Origin of the sequence: Massilia sp. METH4, assembly GCF_037094685.1 — a bacterium.
GTDB lineage: Bacteria > Pseudomonadota > Gammaproteobacteria > Burkholderiales > Burkholderiaceae_D > Rugamonas.
Genome location: NZ_CP146614.1, coordinates 5,631,404 through 5,649,525, shown reverse-complemented (window position 1 = coordinate 5,649,525; position 18,122 = coordinate 5,631,404). Strand labels below are relative to the sequence as shown.

13 protein-coding genes are annotated in these 18,122 nt (G+C 71.0%); 9 read left to right on the top strand and 4 right to left on the bottom strand.

Annotated features, from left to right (window positions below; genetic code table 11):
• Window positions 1-12: 12 nt before the first annotated feature.
• Window positions 13-600: a flavin reductase family protein gene (locus tag V6Z91_RS24795; RefSeq protein WP_338762532.1), complete on the top strand. Its 588-nt coding sequence runs from the start codon at window positions 13-15 to the stop codon at window positions 598-600.
• A gap of 112 nt (window positions 601-712) precedes the next feature.
• Here V6Z91_RS24795 and V6Z91_RS24790 read toward each other — a convergent pair whose 3' ends face one another.
• From V6Z91_RS24790 to V6Z91_RS24780, 3 genes are all read right to left on the bottom strand, one after another.
• Entirely contained in the window at window positions 713-3,295 is a 2,583-nt protein-coding gene (locus V6Z91_RS24790) for a sulfite reductase flavoprotein subunit alpha (RefSeq protein ID WP_338762530.1), read from the bottom strand.
• A gap of 13 nt (window positions 3,296-3,308) precedes the next feature.
• Window positions 3,309-5,414: a TonB-dependent siderophore receptor gene (locus tag V6Z91_RS24785; protein ID WP_338762528.1), complete on the bottom strand. Its 2,106-nt coding sequence runs from the start codon at window positions 5,412-5,414 to the stop codon at window positions 3,309-3,311.
• 89 nt (window positions 5,415-5,503) lie between these two features.
• Window positions 5,504-5,947, bottom strand: coding sequence for a DUF3224 domain-containing protein (locus tag V6Z91_RS24780; protein WP_338762526.1), 444 nt, complete (start codon window positions 5,945-5,947; stop codon window positions 5,504-5,506).
• 55 nt (window positions 5,948-6,002) lie between these two features.
• On the opposite strand from V6Z91_RS24780, the gene V6Z91_RS24775 reads away from it, so the two are divergent.
• The 6 genes from V6Z91_RS24775 to V6Z91_RS24750 all read left to right on the top strand — a co-directional run bounded on the left by V6Z91_RS24775 (window position 6,003) and on the right by V6Z91_RS24750 (window position 11,513).
• Window positions 6,003-6,815, top strand: coding sequence for a helix-turn-helix domain-containing protein (locus V6Z91_RS24775; protein WP_338762524.1), 813 nt, complete (start codon window positions 6,003-6,005; stop codon window positions 6,813-6,815).
• A gap of 58 nt (window positions 6,816-6,873) precedes the next feature.
• Window positions 6,874-9,072, top strand: coding sequence for an ATP-binding protein (locus V6Z91_RS24770; RefSeq protein ID WP_338762521.1), 2,199 nt, complete (start codon window positions 6,874-6,876; stop codon window positions 9,070-9,072).
• An 88-nt stretch (window positions 9,073-9,160) separates the two neighbouring features.
• Entirely contained in the window at window positions 9,161-9,367 is a 207-nt protein-coding gene (locus tag V6Z91_RS24765) for a hypothetical protein (protein ID WP_338762519.1), read from the top strand.
• 174 nt (window positions 9,368-9,541) lie between these two features.
• Complete coding sequence (locus V6Z91_RS24760) at window positions 9,542-9,790, top strand: DUF378 domain-containing protein (protein WP_338762516.1); 249 nt, start codon at window positions 9,542-9,544, stop codon at window positions 9,788-9,790.
• Between the two features lie 281 nt (window positions 9,791-10,071).
• Window positions 10,072-10,593, top strand: coding sequence for a sigma-70 family RNA polymerase sigma factor (locus tag V6Z91_RS24755; RefSeq protein ID WP_338762513.1), 522 nt, complete (start codon window positions 10,072-10,074; stop codon window positions 10,591-10,593).
• Window positions 10,590-11,513, top strand: coding sequence for a DUF4880 domain-containing protein (locus V6Z91_RS24750; RefSeq protein ID WP_338762510.1), 924 nt, complete (start codon window positions 10,590-10,592; stop codon window positions 11,511-11,513). The genes V6Z91_RS24755 and V6Z91_RS24750 overlap by 4 nt, the downstream gene beginning before the upstream one ends.
• 5 nt (window positions 11,514-11,518) lie before the next feature.
• Here the strand turns inward: V6Z91_RS24750 and V6Z91_RS24745 are convergent, their stop codons facing one another.
• The gene (locus V6Z91_RS24745) at window positions 11,519-11,992 is read right to left on the bottom strand and encodes a hypothetical protein (protein WP_338762508.1); all 474 of its coding nucleotides are present in this window, start codon (window positions 11,990-11,992) and stop codon (window positions 11,519-11,521) included.
• A 152-nt stretch (window positions 11,993-12,144) separates the two neighbouring features.
• On the opposite strand from V6Z91_RS24745, the gene V6Z91_RS24740 reads away from it, so the two are divergent.
• Together V6Z91_RS24740 and V6Z91_RS24735 are read left to right on the top strand one after the other, a co-directional pair.
• Entirely contained in the window at window positions 12,145-14,703 is a 2,559-nt protein-coding gene (locus V6Z91_RS24740) for a TonB-dependent receptor (protein ID WP_338762505.1), read from the top strand.
• Window positions 14,704-14,733: 30 nt separating this feature from the next.
• Complete coding sequence (locus V6Z91_RS24735) at window positions 14,734-18,036, top strand: DUF6250 domain-containing protein (RefSeq protein WP_338762502.1); 3,303 nt, start codon at window positions 14,734-14,736, stop codon at window positions 18,034-18,036.
• The last annotated feature ends 86 nt before the right edge of the window (window positions 18,037-18,122 follow it).

Genomic DNA, 18,122 nt, shown 5'->3' with positions numbered 1-18,122 from the left:
TCCTCGCGCACCATGGACACGCTCACCGATCCCCACATTCTTCCCGTCGAGCTCACCAAGGCCTATCGGCTGTTGAACCATGGCCCCACCGTGCTCGTCTCCGCCCGCCACGGCGGCGTCGACAACGTCATGGCCGCGGCCTGGGCCTGCGCGCTCGATTTCAATCCACCGAAAGTCACCGTGGTGCTGGACAAGGCCGTGAAGACCCGCGCCCTCGTCGAGGCGAGCGGCATGTTCGTGCTGCAGGTGCCGAACGCTGCCCAGGTCGACCTCGTGCACGCCGTGGGCACGCACAGTCTGGCCGACGAGCCGGACAAGCTGGCCCGCTTCGGCGTGCAACTGTTCGACGCGCCGGAAATCGACGCGCCGCTGGTCGCCGGCTGCTCGGCATGGCTGGCGTGCCGCAGGGTGGCCGAGCCACACAACGAGCAGGCCTACGACCTGTTCATCGGCGAAGTCGTCGCCGCCTGGGCCGACAGCCGCGTGTTCCGTGACGGCCACTGGCATTTCGAGGACGCCGACCCGCGCTGGCGCAGCCTGCACTACATCGCGGGCGGGCAGTTCTATGCCATCGGCGAATCGCTGCGCGCGGCTGACTGATCGACAGGGAAGGTAGTTCCGCCCAAGCCGGCGACCGGCGGCCGAGGCGCTGTCCACGAGGCCAGCGCCGGCTCGATGGCGCTGTTCGTCGATGTCCGCGAACGGCGCCGGTTCAATAGACGTCGCGGCGGATGCGGCCCTCGGCCGCCAGCAGGTCCACCGTGTCGCGGCCCAGCAGGTCCGCCAGCGCCGCGTCGACGCCGCCGGCCATGCCGTGCAGGCTGCCGCAGACAAAGACCACGGCGCCGTCGGCGATCCAGGCCCGCAGCAGTTCGCCCCGTGCGCGCAGCCGGTCCTGCACATAGCCGTCCCCATCGCGCGAGAACACGAGATCGCATTCCGGCAGCCAGCCGGTGTCGGCCCAGGCTTGCAGCTCGGCGGCGCACACGCTGTCGAAAGCGCGCTGGCGTTCGCCGAACAGCAGCCAGTTGCGGCGGCGGCCGGCCGCCACCCGCGCGCGCAGGTGGCCGCGCAAGCCGGCCAGGCCGGAGCCGTTGCCGATGAAGAGGCACGGCACATCTTCCTCCACGGGGGCGAAGCCGGGATTGGGCAGCAGGCGAGCGCGCACCGCGGTGCCAAGCGGCGCGTGCGCCGTGAGCCAGCCCGAGGCGAGACCCAGCCCCTGTTCATGGCGTACCTGGCGCACCAGCATTTCCACCGCGCCGTCGGCCGACAGCGAAGCGATCGAATAGCGGCGCGGCGCCAGCGGTTTCAGGGCGGCGGCGCAATCGCGCGCCGAAGCGAAGCGGTGGCTTGCATCGGGCAGTTCGCTCGCGGCCAGCAGCTCGGCCAGCGTGGCCTCGCCGACGGCAGCCTTGCCATCCAGGCCGGTCGCGCGCAGCCAATCGGCCACTACCGCGTCCGCATGGCGCGCCTCGATCTCGATGAGTGCACCGGGCAGCCAGCCGTCGGAACGGCCTTCCAGCCGCACTTCGACCAGCGGCGCGCCCAGGCTGCCGGGGTTGAGCAGGGTGCGCCCGGCGAGCGTCCACGTTTCCCATGGCGCTTCGTCGGTCACCGGGGCGGCCGCCAGCGGCGTGGCGCCCAGGCAGGCCAGGGCGGCCGACCAGCGCGCCACCGCCGCCTCGTCGCCGCTGTCCACTTCGATGGGCGCGAACAGCCGGGTGGCGCCGAGTCCGCCGAGGCGCTCGTCGAGCGCGCGGCCGAACCCGCAGAAGTGCGCATAGTGCCGGTCGCCCAGCGCCAGCACGGCGTAGCGCAATTCCGGCAGGCGTGGGCCGCCCTCCATCAGCAGGCGGGCGAAGCGCCGCGCGCCATCGGGCGGTTCGCCTTCGCCGTAGCTGCTCGCCACGAACAGCGCGTCGCGGTAGCGCAACAGGTCGTCCGGCGCCAGCGTGGCGACGGCGCGCACATCGGCCGGGGTACCGGCCGCCTGCAAGGCCGCCGCGGTGCGCAGCGCCAGCCGTTCGGCCTGGCCCGTCTGGCTGGCGTAGGCAACCAGCACCGGATCGACGCCGGTCGCCGCCATCGAATCGCCCGGCGCAAGCAGGGCGCGCTCGGCGCGCGCCGCCCGCGCCAGCCGCCGGCGCTTCAGGTACAGCATCCAGCCGGTGACGGCAAAGCCGGGCAGGGCCAGGCTGGCCAGCAGCATGGCGATCTGGCCCGGCAAGCCGAAGTAGGTGCCGATGTGCAGCGGATAGAAGGTGGTCAGCGCGCGGGCGGCGACCGACTTGGCGGCGTACGGCTCGTTCTTCGTGAGTGTGCCGTCGGGCGCGATCGTCATCGCGCTGCGGGCGCGCGGGTGGGATGCGTCGGCCGGCAGCCAGGCGACCTGGATCGGGGCGTTCGGCTTGTCCGTGAAGCGCAGGAAGGCCATCTGCCAGCCCGGCGCGTTGTGCGTGAAGGTGTTCCACGCCGGCGTGAGGTCGACCGGGGTGGGGCGGGCGCCCTTGCTGCCCTGCGCCGCCGGTTTTGCGGGCGCCTCGCGCGGCGGCCGTTTCACGCCGGCCCAGCCGTCGACCGTGTCGCGCAGCGCGTCGAACGCCCAGTAAGCGCCCGTCAGCGTGAAGATCACATAGGCGACCAGGGCCCAGGTGCCCGCCACCGCATGCAGGGCATACAGGAAGGAGCGGTCCCTGAGCCGCGTGTCGAAGGTCAGCCAGGTGCGCCAGTTGCCGGCGTTCCGCGGCCAGCGCAGGTACAGGCCGGACAGCGCAAGGCCCAGCAGGCACAGGGCCAGCGTGCCGGTGACGGGCTTGCCCGCTTCGCGCCCTAGCAGGAGCCAGCGGTGCAGGTGCTCGATCCATTCGAAGGCCGCCTCGCCGGCCAGTTCCGGCTGCATGGTGCCGTTATACGGGTGCACATACACGGTTTCGCCGCGCGGCTGGCCCGGCAGCGCGGCCAGGCCTACGCGCGCCGCCGCCCCCGGGGCGGCGTATACGGTGACCGAGGCCACGCGGCGGTCCGGGTGCGCGGCGCGCGCCACCGCGGCGACCTGCTGCGGCGTGAGCAGGGGCGCGTTCTGCACCGGCACGTTGCGCACGCCGGGGTTGACGAGGTCCAGCATCTCGTCCTTGAACACCAGCAGGGCGCCCGACAGCCCGATCACGACGAGCACGGTGCCGGCGGTGATACCGAAGAACCAGTGCAGCCGGAACCACGCCTGTTTCAGGGTCGGCAGGACGGGGCGGCGCGGCGCCGGGGTAACGCTGGCGGGAAGGGGATCGCGTTTCATGGAGCGCGGCTTTCTACAGTTCGGTCTTGACGGAGAGCTTGATCACGCGCGGCATGCCGGCCGACAGCCGCGTGCCGGCGCCGGCCCAGTAGCGCTTGTCCGCAGCGTTGTCCACGTTCAGCTGCCACGTGGTGCGGCGGCCGAACAGCGGCGCCACGAAGCGCGCGCCGGCGGAAAACAGCGTGGTGCCGCCCAGGAAGGCCTGGTTCAGGTCGTTGACCGGGCGGCGGCCCGTGAAGTACGCGCCGGCATTGACGGACAGGCCCGGCACGCCGGCCAGCGCGTAGGACAGGAAGGTACTGGCGGTGCGGCGCGCGGCATTTTCCGGCAGCTTGCCGTCATACGCCGCGCCGATGTTCTGGAATTCTGGATCGAGCGCCTGCGCCGATGCCTGCCAGGACAGGTCGCGCGCCAGCTTTCCCTGCGCCTGCACCTCGATACCGCGGTAGCGCTGCCGGCCGTCGGCCGTGAACACATTGGCGGCATTGGTGTAGTAGCCGGGGCGGCGGATGTCGAACAGCGCCAGTTGCAGCAGCGTGCCGGGCGCCCCGCCGATGCGCCAGCGCATGCCCAATTCCTTCTGCCGGCTCACGCCCGGTGCCAGCCGCTCGCCCTCGTTGGCGCTGCCGCTGGGTGCCGTCTCGCCTTCCTCCAGGCCCTGGGCGGCGGAAGCGTAGAACGACAGGTCGGCATCGACCTGGTAGATGAGCGCCCCCAGCGGCGTGGTCTTCGACACGTCGTAGCGGTTGGCGCCCTGGTCGCTGCGGAACTGCACGGCGCGCACGCCGGCCACCGCCTGCCAGCGCTCGGAAAGCGTGAGGCGGTCGACCGCATAGACGCCTTCGTCGCGGCTCTCCAGCGCTGCCGTGGTCGGCGCGGTGGGCACGGCGCCGAACGTGGCGTTCGCGACCGGCACCGGGTCGTACAGGTTTTGCGCCGGGATCGTGTAGTTGGCCTGGTAGACCGGGCCCTGCCCCTTGTCGGTGCGGGCCATGCCGAACGTGACGTCGTGGCCGATGGCGCCCATGGCGAAACGCCCGGCCAGCTCGGCGCGCAGCATGTCGGAATCGACCCCGAGGTGCTGCGAGTTGCCGGTGATGCGGCCGGCGCCCGTCGCCACCGTGGCGGCGCTGGTGAAGCGGAAGATCGGCAGGTTGCGCTCGCGCTCCGTGCGGGCGCGGCCCGCCTCGACGGTGAGGGCCCAGTCGTCGGCCAGCGCGTAGTCGGCGCGCAGCTGCGCGTTCATCGTCTCGGTACGGAACAGCGCCCAGTCGGGCCCGACCAGGCGCCGTGGGTCGACGGCGCGCGGCAGTTCGATCGCGCCCTTCACGGCGGCCGGCAACGTGACGCCGGCCTGTTCCGTTACCCGGCGGCGGTCGTATTCGAGGTCGGCTTTCAGGCGCAGGCGGCGGTCCACCTGCCAGTCCAGCGCCGCCGAGGCGAACGCGCGGTTGCCGTTGCCTGCTCCGTCGAGGTGCGAGCCGAGGGTGCCGCCGGCCGCGTTGACGCGCACGCCGACCTGGCCGCGCTCGCCGAAGCGGCGCGCCACGTCGGCGCTGGCCACGGCGCTGCCGTTGTCGTCGACGGACAGGCCCAGGGTCGTCACCGGGGCGCTGCCGGCGCGGCGCGTGACGAAGTTCACCACGCCGGCCGGCGACGTGAAGCCGTAGTACAGCGCGGTGGCGCCCTTCAGCACTTCGACGCGTTCCTTGTTCTCGAGCGCGACCTGGGAAAAATTCATGATCGGCAGCGAGCCGTTGAGCCGGTAGTTGGTGCGGTTCTCGACGGCGATGCCGCGGATCACCAGCTGGTCCCACGTGTCGCCGCCATTCTGCTGGCGCGTGACGCCGGCCGTGTTGCGGACCGCGTCGTACAGCCCGCCGGCGGCCTGCAGCTCCAGCACCTCGCGCGTGATCACGTTGACGGTGGAGGGCACCGACATGATGTCCGACCCGCGGAACGTACCCGCTTCGACCGTGTAAGGCACGAAGCCCTGGGCGCGCGCGGCCGTCACCAGCACCGACGGCACCGCCTCGGCGGTGGGGGCTTCCTGCTGGGCGAGCGCGGCGACGGGAAAGGCAAGGGACAGCGCAAGCGCCAGCGGACGGGGGGAGAACATAGGGTGACGGCGGTGGTTCGAATGACGGGCATTATAGTCGGAAACCACCGGTAATGAGAATCATTCCTGTCTGCTGCCTGCCCGCCGCGCTACGGCAGGGTATAGCGCACCGTGTAGTAGTGCTTGCCGCCTTCGATGGCGATCGCCGCCGTGCCGGCGATGCCGGCCAGTTCGCCCGTGCCGGAGCCGGGCGAGATGACGATCGCCAGCTCCTGGCGCCCGCCAGCCATGGTGCCCGAGTGCTGCATCACGAAGCTGCCGCGGCGCCCATCCAGGGTGCCCGTGAAGCGCTCCAGTGCCACGTAGCCGGCCGTGCCGGTGGCGGGCGCACCGGCCGTGAGCATTTCGCCTTCGCTGGTGCCGGCCAGCGCACCCTGGAAAGTCTTCGTGAAGGTCATGCGCCCGCGCGTATCGTCGGCGGCTGCCCGCTGGGCGGGTACCGGCGTGACTTTCACGTCGAACGTTCCCGTCACTTCGGTTGCGGCCGCGAGCACGGGTGCGAAAGCGAGGGCGAGGGCTGGGAAGGTATGCATGGTGTTCTCCATGGTCGATAATGCCTCCACTTTAATGACTGGCCGGGGAGCTGGATTGGAAAAAAGCGACACGCCGAAAGGCATACTCGACCCGCGCTCGATGGCGCAGCGCTTCGACCTGCGGCGCTTCCCCGTTCCGCCGGTGCTGGCGCCTTTCGTCGAGTACCTGTGGCGCGTCGCATGGGACCTGGGCGACCGGCCGGCCCAGGTGCAGCGCGTGCTTCCTTACCCGAACGTGCACCTGGTATTCGAGGCCGGCACCACCGCGCTGCACGGCGTGGTGCGGGGGCCGTTCGACAAGACGCTGGCGGGCAGGGGCCGGGCGCTGGGTCTGCGGTTCCGGCCCGGCGGCCTGCACCCCTGGCATGCCGGGCCGGTGGCGGCACTCACCGGCCGCGTCGTAGCGCTCGATGCGGTGTTCGGGATCGATTCCGCCGCCGCCGAACGGCAGGTGTTGGGCGCGGGCGACGATGCCGCCATGGTCGCGGCGGCAGTGGCGCTGCTGGCTCCGCGCGCCGCCGAGGCGCGGCCGAACCCGCGAGCCGGGTTGGCCGAGCGCGCCGTCGCGCGGGCGGCGGCCGACGCCGGCCCGGTCTCCGTGGCGGCGCTGGCCGCGGCGGCCGGCTTGCCGGAACGGGGCCTGCAGCGGCTGTTCCGGGACCATGTGGGCGTGCCCCCGAAGTGGGTCGTGCAACGGTTCCGCCTGCAGGAAGCGGCGGCGCTGCTGGCGGCACCTGCCTGCCCGGAGCTGGCGGTGCTCGCCCAGCAGCTGGGGTTCTTCGACCAGGCCCACTTCACCCGGGCCTTCACGGCCCTGGTGGGCCGCTCGCCGCACGAGTACCGGCGCAGCCAGGCGCCAGCCTTCTAGTAATACCGCACTGCAAGAGGCCCGCTATAATCAGTGCTTTCCATAGCCAGGCCCACCCATGCGCGACCGCGCCATCTCCCTGAGCTTGCGCCACCTGTTGCTCCTGTTGACGGCGATCGGCTTCCTGCCGCTCGCCCTGCTGGGCACCTGGGGGCTGATGACCGCCGCGGACGTGCAGCGGCGCGAGCAGGACCGATCCATGCTCGAGCTGGCGCGGGCGCTGTCCTCGGCCGTCGACGCCGAACACGATGGCGCCGCCGCCGCGCTGGAGGCCATGGCGCGTACGCCGGCCCTGCAGGCCGGGGACCTGCGGGGCTTCCATGACCTGGCCCGGCGGCAGGCGGCGGCCCAGCCGCAGTGGCTGGGCGTGATCCTTTCCGACGCCGGCGGACACACCCTGTTCCGCACGATGGCGCCGTTCGGCATGGCGGCCGCGCCGGTGGCCGATCCGCCGAGCCTGGCGCGCGCCGTCGCGTCGCGCGGGCCCGTAGTCGGCAGCCTGATGCGCGGCAAGGGCGGACGCATGGCTTTTCCGATACGCATCCCTGTCGAGCTGCCCGACGGCCGGCGCCATGTCCTCACGGCCGTGATCGCGCCGGACCGCATCGTGAACGTGATCCAGCGCCAGCGCGCGCCCGGCGACTGGGTGATCGCGGTGATGGATGGCGACGGCCGGCGCGTGGCGCGCTCGCGCGACCAGGACCGGTTCCTGGGCGGGATGGGCAGCCCCGGCCTGCAGCGCCTGATGCGCAGCGGCCCGGAAGGGACGGGCGATTCGACGACGATCGAGAACGTGCCCGTGCGCACCGCCTACACGAAGTCGCCCCGCTGGGGCTGGACGGTGGTCGTCAGCGCGCCCACCGCCTCCCTGCGCTGGCCCTTGCTGCAAGGCGCGCTGGTGTACGCGGCCGGCCTGGCGCTGACGCTGGCAGCCTGCATCGGGCTCGCCCTGCTGGTGGCGCGGCGCATCGTGAAGAGCTTCGACGGCCTGGCACAGGGGGCCGCCGCGCTGGGCGCCGGCGGCGCGGTGGCGGTGACGCCGTCGGGCGTGCGGGAAATCGACCAGATGGGGCAGGCGCTGGCCGCGGCGGCCGCGGCGCGCGACCGGCACGAGGAAGAGCGCTCGGAGCTGCTTGCCACGCTGGAACGGGCCGTGGCGTCCCAGGAAGGGGCGCTGGCGGAAGCGCGCGAGGCGGGGCGGGCCAAGGATGAGTTCCTGGCCGTGCTGGGCCACGAGCTGCGCAATCCGCTCAGCCCCATCGTGGCGTCGCTGGACTTGATGGATCTGCGCGGCGATCCCGGCGCCCAGCGCGAGCGCGCCGTGCTGCGGCGCCAGGTGACGCACTTGAAGCGGCTGGTGGACGACCTGCTGGACGTGTCGCGCATCGCTTCGGGCAAGCTGGAACTGGACGTGCGGCCCGTGGACCTGGCGGACGTCGCGCGCCAGGCCGTGGCCGCGGCCGCCGGCATGAAGGTCACCCTGGACGCTCCGGACACGCTGTGGGTGATGGGCGACGACAGCCGGCTGGCCCAGGTGCTGGGCAACCTGCTGTCGAACGCGGGGCGCTTCGGCGGCGGCGAGGCGGCCGTGGTGCTGTCGGTGGAGGGGAACATGGCCAGGCTGGCCGTCAGCGACCGCGGCGCCGGCATGGCGCCCGACCTGCTGGCGCGGGTGTTCGAGCCGTTCTACCAGGCGCCGCAACAGCTGGCCCGCCGCACCGGCGGCCTGGGGCTCGGCCTGGCGATCGTGCGCAAGATCGTCGAGCTGCATGGCGGCCGGGTGTCCGCGCACAGTGCCGGGCCGGGCCAGGGCAGCACGTTCGAGGTGCTGTTGCCGATGGCGCGCCAGTGCGCCGCGGTGGTGCCGGAACCCGGTGTGCCGGTTCCCCATGGCCTGCGCGTGCTGCTGGTGGACGACAACGAGGATGCGGCACGGGCCAGCGCCCTGATGCTGCGCCACATCGGGCTCGACGTGCGGGTGGCGCATACCGCGCGCGAGGCGCTGGCCGCTTACGGAAGCGCGCCGGTCGACGCGGCGCTGCTGGACATCGGCCTGCCCGACATGGATGGCTATGCGCTGGCCGCGGCCCTGCGCGAGGCAGCCGGCGGACGCGCGTTGCGGCTGGTGGCGCTGACCGGCTATGGCCAGAAGGGCGACGTGGAGCGGGCCGCGCAGGCCGGCTTCGACCTGCACCTGACGAAACCGGCTTCGCTGGACGAGCTGCGGCGCGCCCTGGCGGCCGGGGTGGCGGCCTGAGCTTTGGTTTTTTTTGCAAGAAAACGCGTGCCGCGCATGCGCGCCTTCGTGTACCATTACCGGTTTCTCGGAGACAGGGCAGGGCATCATGGCGGAACGCGGCACCAGGAGATCGCGCGCTGACGCAAATACGGCGGCGCGCGTCGATGACGCATTGAAAATCGTTGCATCCGACGGCATCCATCCGGCGCTCGAATACATGCAGCGAGCCGGGGTGCCGCGCGAAATCGCGCTGCGCGTGCTGTGCGCGCCTCAGTTTCACCGCCAGGGCGAGCGCCGCCGCAATCCCCGTTGAGCCCGTATTTCGCGGCCGGGCCGCTGCCCGGCTCACTTGCATTTCCAATCTGAATCTAGGCCGATTCCTACGTTGTGCGGGCGAGCACTCCGACTGCGACCGGCAATCGTCCAGCCTAAAATGAGGTCGGCTCGCGTCAAGCGGGTTCCCTGAACCTTACTCAAGGAGAGGCATATGGCAACGATGAATACCGGCTCGGCCGACGTGGTCGCGCACAAGGCGATGAATGCCGTGGACTGGATCGCGATGGTGTTGTTGATCGTTGGTGGCTTGAACTGGGGCCTGGTCGGCCTGTTCCAGGTCGACCTGGTCGCCCAGATCTTCGGTGAGCAGACGACCGCTTCGCGTATCGTGTACGCGCTGGTGGGCTTGTCCGCGCTGTACGGCATCTACCTGGCGGCGAAGAAGCTGCCGAATCACTAAGGTCGAGATAGCGGCGCGACAGCCGTTCCCGCGCCAGCCGGGGCCGCGACTTTGTCGCCGCCCCGGTTTTTCATTGGGCGCTGCGGCTGACCGCGCTCAGCGCGCTTTCCGGCGCCGTGCGATGGCCGCGGTGGCCAGCAGGCCGGCGCCCAGCATGCCCCAGCTGCGATACCCATGCGATTTGCAAGCAAGCATAGTCGGAATGCTTCGTTTGGTTTCCTTGCAGCTTTGTCTATATTGGCAGCTCGGCCGACATGCCGTGCCTCTTGCCGATACCGACGATGACCGCCGCACCACGACAAAGCAATCTCCTGGCCATGCGCAATGCGTGGCTGGGCAGCGAATTCAAGCGCAGCCATGGCTGGCTGACCGCCACCGTGCAGCGGCTGGTGGGATGCCGCGACGATGCGGAAGACCTGGCCGCCTCCACCTTCACCGAACTGGCCACCCTCGACGACGTGAGCCATATCCGCCAGCCGCGCGCCATGCTCACGACGATCGCGCGGCGGCTCACGTTCGAGTTCTGGCGCCGCCGCGACCTGGAACGCGCCTACCTGGCCGAGCTGGCCCTGCGGCCGGAAAGCCATGCCGCCTCCGCCGAGGATATCTGCATGACGGTGGAGGAAATTTTGCGGCTCGACGCGGCATTGGCGAGGCTGCCGGCGAAGGCGCGCGAAGCGTTCATCCTCAGCCAGTTCGAGGACCTGGGCTATGCGGAGATCGCCGCCCGTCTCGGCGTATCCGTCAGCATGGTCCGCAAATACATGGCGCGGGCGCTGGCCGCCTGCTGGCCGGCCGCGTGACGGCCGCGCGCAGCCGCGCCGAGCGCGCCGCCATCGCCTGGGAAGTGCGGCTGCGCGACCCGGCCGCGGACGAGCCGGCGCTGCACGCCTTCCGCGCCTGGCACGACGGCGCGCCGGAACATGCGGCCGCCTGGGCTTCCTTGCAGCGGCGCCTCGGCAGCATCGGCCCGCGCGCGCGCGGCGATGCCCATGCCGTCGCACGGGCCTTGCGGCACCCCATCGAGGAGCGCCGCCGGGCCCTGCGCGCCGCGTTCGGCATGGCCGTGCTGGGCCTGTCGGGCGCCGGCGGCTGGAAGGCAGCCCATGAACTGGGCTACGACGCGACGTGGCGCAGCGGCATCGGCGAACAGGGAGACGCCATCCTGGCGGACGGGTCGTCGCTGCGCTTCGACGCCGCTTCCCGCATCGACCTTGCCGAAGGACCTGTCCCCGCGCGGATCGCGATACGGCAAGGGCAGGTGCTCGTCCAGTTGCGCGATCGGCTGTCCATCGCCGTCGCCGGCGCGGACATAGCGTGCGAGGGTGGGGAGGTATGCGCGGCGCGCCTGGGGCGGCGCGGCATCGTTGCCGTACGCGGGGCGGGGGCGACACTGCGGCTTCCCGGCCGGTCGCCGGTCGCGCTGGCATCCGGCGACACCTTGTGCTTCGATCCCGACGGCGTACGCGCGTCGCCGCTGTCGTTCAACGCGGCCGCCGCCTGGACACGCGGCATGCTGGTGGCCGACCGCCTGCCGCTGCCGGACCTGGCGGAGGCGTTCGGCCGGCACCACCACGACATCGTGCGCGTGGACGGCGCCGCCAGGCGCCACGTGATCAGCGGCGTCTTCAAGCTGGGCGACCTGGAAGGCGCCCTCCGGCAGATCGCCGGCGCGCTGCCCGTGCGGGTGGCGCGCTACGGCCTGCTGACGATGGTTGCGTAGCAACGTTACGGCTGCTCGCCCCGCGTCGACAGCGCCACGATGGCGGCGCCCGCGGCGACGATCAGCGCATCCTCGATCAAGCCGCTTTTTGTCTGGCCGATCGCCGCGATCGCGCGCTTGCGGCCGGCCAGCGTGAGGTAGGCCAGCGGCACGGCGGTGGCCACGGCGAGCGCCGCGCCGGCCTTTTCCTCGCCGCGCGGCGCCAGCGCGGCACCGGCGATGCCGGCACTCATCACACGCGCGAGCAGGCCGAGGAACACCGTGCGGTCCGGCGCGCTTTTCATCTTGTCCCCCAGTAGTTCGCCGGCGCCCATCGCCAGCGCGCCGTACTTGAACAGCGGGCGATCGAGCAGGAACAGTTCACCGGGGGTGTGGCGGTCGGCCAGCCGTGCGGTGGCGAGGGTGGCCATCGGCGTCATCGAGCGGGCGCTCGCGACGGCGCCGATCAGGATGGACGAGAGCAGGCTGCGGATTTCCATGTGTTGGGGCTCCTTGTGGCGAAAGTCTTGGCTCGACTGTACCGGTCCGGCCGCGCGCGTGTCGCCACCGACAGAATATTTTCGTTTCACGCTGACGCTTTTTGCATCTCGCCGCACAAGGGGATTACCAACGACTTCCATGAGGCATTCCCTTGCAAAAGCATTTCATCACGCTGGCCGTGCTGGCCACGCTCCCCGCACTGCACGCGCACGCGCAAGCCGAACGGCAGGATTACCGATTGCCCGCAGCCCCGCTCGAACAGACGCTCCTCCAGATCGCCGCCGACTCCGGCGTTGCGCTGGCCTACGATCCGCGCCTGCTGGGCGGCACCCGCTCGGCTCCCGTCGTCGGCCGCTACAGCGCGGCCGAGGCGATCGCCCGCGCACTCGACGGCAGCGGCTTCGAGCTGGCGGCTGGCGACGGCGGGGCGCTCACGGTCCGGCTCGCCATCCCGAAACCGGCATCCCAAGCCGCGCCCCGGCACCTGAAAGTGTCGGCGGCAGCGCCCGCCATGCCCATGATCGCCGCCGCCGCGCCGCCCGCCGCGATGGCGACGGTGACGATCAGCGGCAGCCGCGAGGCCGGCGGCGCCAGCCTGGACGACGATCCGCGTCGCGCGCCGACCTCGTCGTACCGCGTCGGCGGCGCCGAGCTGGAAGAACAGAACGTCACCACGCTGGAGGAATTGCAGCAGCTCGTGCCCGGCCTGAACATCCAGAGCACCGACCCGTCCGACATGCAGGTCACCATCCGCGGCGTGGGCGACGGCGGCGGGCAGGCCAGCGGCGACTCGAACATCGGCATGCCCAGCAGCGTGGCGGTCTACGTCGACGGCGTGTACCTGGCCCGGCCGGGCATGCTGTCCAGCCTGGGCGACATCGCCTATGCCGAAGTGCTGGGCGGCGCGCAGGGGACGATGTTCGGCGCCAACGCCACGGGCGGCGTGGTGAACATCACGACGAAATCTCCTACCTTCGTGCCGGAGGCATCGCTTGCCGTATCGGCCGGCCAGCATGGCTACCAGCGCGTGCGCGGCGTCGTCTCCGGGCCACTGTCCGAGCGCTGGGCCGGCCGGCTGAACGTGGTACGCAGCGCGTCCGACGGCGCCGTTACCAATATCCGCACGGGCAACAGGTTGAATGGCGGTTCGTCGAACGGGGCGCGCGGCCAGCTGCTGTACCGCGGCGGCGAGCGCTTCACGCTGCGCCTGGCGGCCGACTACAACAACAGCAACAGCGAACCGACCCCCGTGCTGGTGGCCACGCATGCCGTGAACGGCCGCGACACTTTCCTCAGCCATTCCGCCGCCGCCGGGCACAATGTGGTGTTCGGTCCGAACGTGGACCTGGACGATGAAAACCGCATCCACGTGGTGCAGGGAGGCGTGTCCGCGCTGGCCGAATGGCAGCTCGACAGCGGCTGGCGCCTGCGCTCCGTCACGTCGCTGCGCTACTTCCATTCGCAGCCGACGATGGCCGACGGGCTGTCCGTGCGCGTGTATTCGGATACGGGCACCGAGGTCCGCGACAAGACCTGGTCGCAGGAGTTGCGGGCCGATTCGCCGCAGGGCCGCCCCCTCGAATACGCATTCGGTCTCACTTACCTCGGGCAGCACCTGGAAACGCTGGCGCACACCCGCTACGCGAACACCACGGTGCCGGCGCGATGGCTGGACAGCACGGCTTTCCGCAACCTCGACGTGATCCGCCTCGGCCTGCTGCGCGACCGCATGCTGTCGCCGTTCGCCCAGGGTACCCTGCATGTGGACGACAGCATCGACATCACGGCGGGCGTGCGCGCCAATGTGCAGGAAAAGGGCGGCAGCTTCATTCGCTACAACCGCGTGCCGTTCAATTCCGGCTACCTGGTGGAAAACCACACGCTGCCTTCCGGCACGCTGGCGGCCACGTGGCGCACGGCCCCCGGCTGGAGCACCTATGCCGCCGTGTCGTATGGCGAAAAGTCCGGCGGCCTGAACATCTCGGCCGGCGCCGCGCGCCAGGCCGGCCTGGATTCGCTGTACATCAAGCCGGAAAAGACCAGGAGTGGCGAGGTGGGCGTGAAGGCCAGCCTGGCCGGCGACCGGCTGGCGGTCAAGGCCGACCTGTTCGCAACCGAGATCAGCGACTTCCAGACGCAGGGCTACAACCCGGAAGACCAGCAGGTCTACCTGCTCAATGCGGGAACCTTCATCTCGCGCGGCGCCGAAGCGAGCGTGCGCTGGGCGGCGGACCGGCACTGGCGCGTGGACGCGGCCGCCGTGTGGAACGACACGTACTACACGCACTACGACAACGCCCGCTGCCCGCCCGAGGTGACGCTGGCGCCGAACCCGCCGCCGTCCTGCAACCTGACGGGCTCGCGCGTCTTCAACGCGCCGAAGCTGACGGCCAATGCCAGCGTGCGTTACGGCTGGACGGCGGATAACGGCCTGCGTTCCTTCATCTCGGCGCGTTATGCATACCGCAGCTGGATGTTCGGCACCGTCGACACGTCCGCCTTCACGCGCGTGCCGGGCTATGGCCTGGCATCGTTCGCCGCCGGCACCGAGGGCAAGGCGGGGCCGGGCGAATGGAGCGCATCGGTGTTCCTGAACAATGCCTTCGACAAGACCTATTACAAGCGCCTCGGCAGCGGCGAATACGGTTCGGTGTCCGGCTGGCTGGGGGAACGTCGTACACTGGGCGTCTCGCTTGCCTATCGTTACTGACACTTTACGTTACAAAACAGAAGGAGACCGATGGACCGACGCCAACTGCTCAAACTCTCCGCGCTGCTGGCCGGCGCGCCGGCGCTGCCCGTGCACGGCGCCGCTGCCGCCGATGCCCGCGGCACCGCACCGCTCGGGCCGACCACGCTGCGCTGGCTCGACGGCGCGGCGCCCGCCAGTTTTACCGGCGCCACGTTCGGCGTACCCTGGCCGCAGGGCCTGGTGCCGCGCGGAAGCGGCTTCACGGTGCGGGCGAGCGGCGTCAAGGCGCCGCCGCTGTTGCAGTCCTGGCCGCTGGCTTTCTGGCCGGACGGCTCGGTGAAGTGGAGCGCCCATGCGATCGGCGCCGGGACGCCGGCGGCCAGCTACGACGTGCAGCCGGGGCCGGGCGTCCCGCCGGCGCAACCCGGCATGGTGTCGCGCGAATCGGGCGGCATCCTCGTCGACACGGGCCGGCTGCGCGCCCGGGTTCCCGGCAAGGGGGACAAGGTGTTCGCCGGCGTCGCGCTGGCCGGGCATGCCTTGCTGCGCGACGCGGAGCTGGTGCTGCTGACGGACGCGGTGAACGACAGCGAGGAGGGTGCCGGCGTGCGCCGGCGCTGGCGTGGCGATATCAACGGCGTGGAAGTCGAGCAGGACGGCCCGGTGCGCGCCGTGCTGAAGCTGAGCGGCACGCACCGGGCGGACGATGGCGCGGCCTTGCTGCCGTTCACGCTGCGCCTGGAATTCCACCAGGGCAGCGATGCGATCCGCGTGCTGCACACCTCCGTCGTCGATGTCGATCCGGCGAAGGTGGACGTGCGCGGCCTCGGCCTGCGCTTCGGCGCGAACCTCGACGGCGCCCCGCACGACCGGCACGTGCGCTTCACGTCCGCCGCCGGCGGCGTGTTCGGCGAAAGCGTGCGCAGCCTTACGGGCCTGCGGCGCGACGTGGGCGAGGAGAATGCCGCGGCCCAGGTGGCCGGCCTGCCGCTGCCACCCGTGGACCGCTTGCCCGGGGCGGTGCGCGACGGCTTGAACTACGTTCCGGCCTTCGGCGACTACCGGCTGGTGCAGCCGAATGCCGACGGCTTCACCATCGCCAAGCGCACGGCGAAGGGCCACGGCTGGGTGCCGGCCGGTGGCGGCACGCGCGCCGGCGGCACCGCCTACCTCGGCGGCGCGAAGGGCGGCGTGGCCTTCGGCGTGCGCAACTTCTGGCAGAGTTACCCGGGCCAGATTGACATCACCGGCGCGGCCGGCGATGCGGCCTCCGTCACGCTGTGGCTGTGGGCGCCGGAAGCGCCGCCCATGCAGCTGCGCTTCTTCCATGACGGCCTTGGGGCCGACACGCACGAGAAGCAGCGCGCCGCGCTGGACATCACCTACGAGGATTACGAGCCCGGCTTCGGCACCCCGCACGGCATCGCGCGCACCAGTGAGCTCGAACTCCAGCTGCTGCCGGCCACGCCGTCCGCCGAAGCGCTGGCGGCCATCGGCGCGCGCATTGCCCAGCCGCCCCGGCTGGTACCGACCCCGGAGCGTCTGTACGCGGCCGAAGTGTTCAGCGAATACTGGGCGCCGCAGGGGCGCGGCGGCGCGCGGGCAAAGCCGCTCGAAGCGCGTCTTGCGCAGCTGTTCGACTACTACAAGGGCCAGGTGGAGCAGCGGCGCTGGTACGGCTTCTGGGATTACGGCGACGTGATGCACACCTACGACCCGCGCCGCCACCAGTGGCGCTACGACGTGGGCGGCTTCGCCTGGGACAATTCGGAACTGTCGACCGACATCTGGCTGTGGCACTACTTCCTCCATTCCGGCCGGGCCGATGCGTTCCGGCTGGCCGAGGCGATGACGCGCCACACGGGCGAGGTCGACGTCCACCATATCGGGCCCTTCAGCCCGCTGGGCACGCGGCATGGCGTGCAGCACTGGGGCGACAGCGCTAAGCAGCTGCGCATCTCCACGGCGATCAACCGCCGCTTCATGTATTACCTGACGGCGGACGAACGCATCGGCGACCTGCTCACGGAACAGCAGGATGCCGCAAGGCGCCTGCGTGATATCGCGCCGGGCCGCAAGATCGGCCAGCAGAAGGCGACCGGCGCCAACGAGGCGAGCGTGGGCTTCGGCACCGACTGGGGCGCGGTCGCCGGCGCCTGGTTCACGGCCTGGGAACGCACCGGCGACAAGGCCTGGCGCGACAGGCTGCTGGCCAGCATGCGCACGATCGCCGCCCAGCCGCACGGCTTCTTCACCGGCAGCGGCGTCATGGACCTGGACACGGGCGCGTTCCGCATCGGGGACTCGAAGAAGATCTCCGTGTCGCACCTGTCCGCCGTGTTCGGGCTGGCGGAAATCTGCTCGGAACTGCTGCGCACCCTGCCGGAACCGGCGTTCCGTGCCGCGTGGCTGCAATACTGCCGGCTGTACAACGCCACGCCGGAAGCGCAGGAGGCCGCCCTGGGCCAGGACCTTGGCAAGCTGAACCTGTCGCAGGGCCATGCCCGGCTGCTGGGTTTTGCGGCAGCCCAGGATCGCAGGCCGGACGAGATGAGGGAAGCCTGCCGCCTGTTCGAGGCGGGCAAGGCGGGGCTGCGGGACGCCGACTTCGCGATCCGCCCCGTGCGCCGCCCGGCGGTGCTGAACGATATCGACGAGGCGCCGCGCATCTCCACCAACGGCGCCGCACAGTGGGGCCTGGGCGCGCTCGGCCTGCTGGCCCTCGATGCGCACGCCGCGCCGCCGGGCCGGCTGCTGGTGCGGGACACCTTCGAGAGCTTCGATACGCGGCGCTGGCGCGTGGAGGCGGAGCAGGGCGATCCGCGCCAGGTCGTCACCGCGAAGGACGGCGCGCTGCTGCTCGATACCCGCGGCGGGCTGACCGTGTGGCTCACGCAGCCGCTGGACGGTCACTACGAGATCGCCTACACGTGCACGGTGCTGGACGAGGGCCACCCCGGCGACCGGGTGTCGGACATGAACATGTTCTGGCAGGCGAAGATGGACAAGCCGCTGTCCGGCAAGCTGGCCGACTACGACCGCGTGCCGATGTTCTACGCCGGCATCGGCGGCAACCACAACGCCACCACGCGTTTTCGCCGCTACGACGGCACGGGCGAGCGCATCCTGCTGCAGGAGTACACGGACAAGGCATACATGCTCCGCCCCAACCACCCTTACCGTGTACGCATCGTGGTCGATGCTGCCGGTACCCGGCTGTATGTGGACAATGTGCAGTACTTCGCTTCGCGCGAGCGGGTGGGCGGCGGCTTCTTCGGGATACGGACCACGCTGTCGCGGCAACGGGTGTCGGACTTTGCCGTCTACAGGCTGCCCGAGCGGCGCGCATGAAATAAAGGAACGGTCGTGCCGAAAAGTGCGACTACACACTGCGCTGTAGTTCAGGGTAATATTGACGGTTCAGCACACCTAGATCG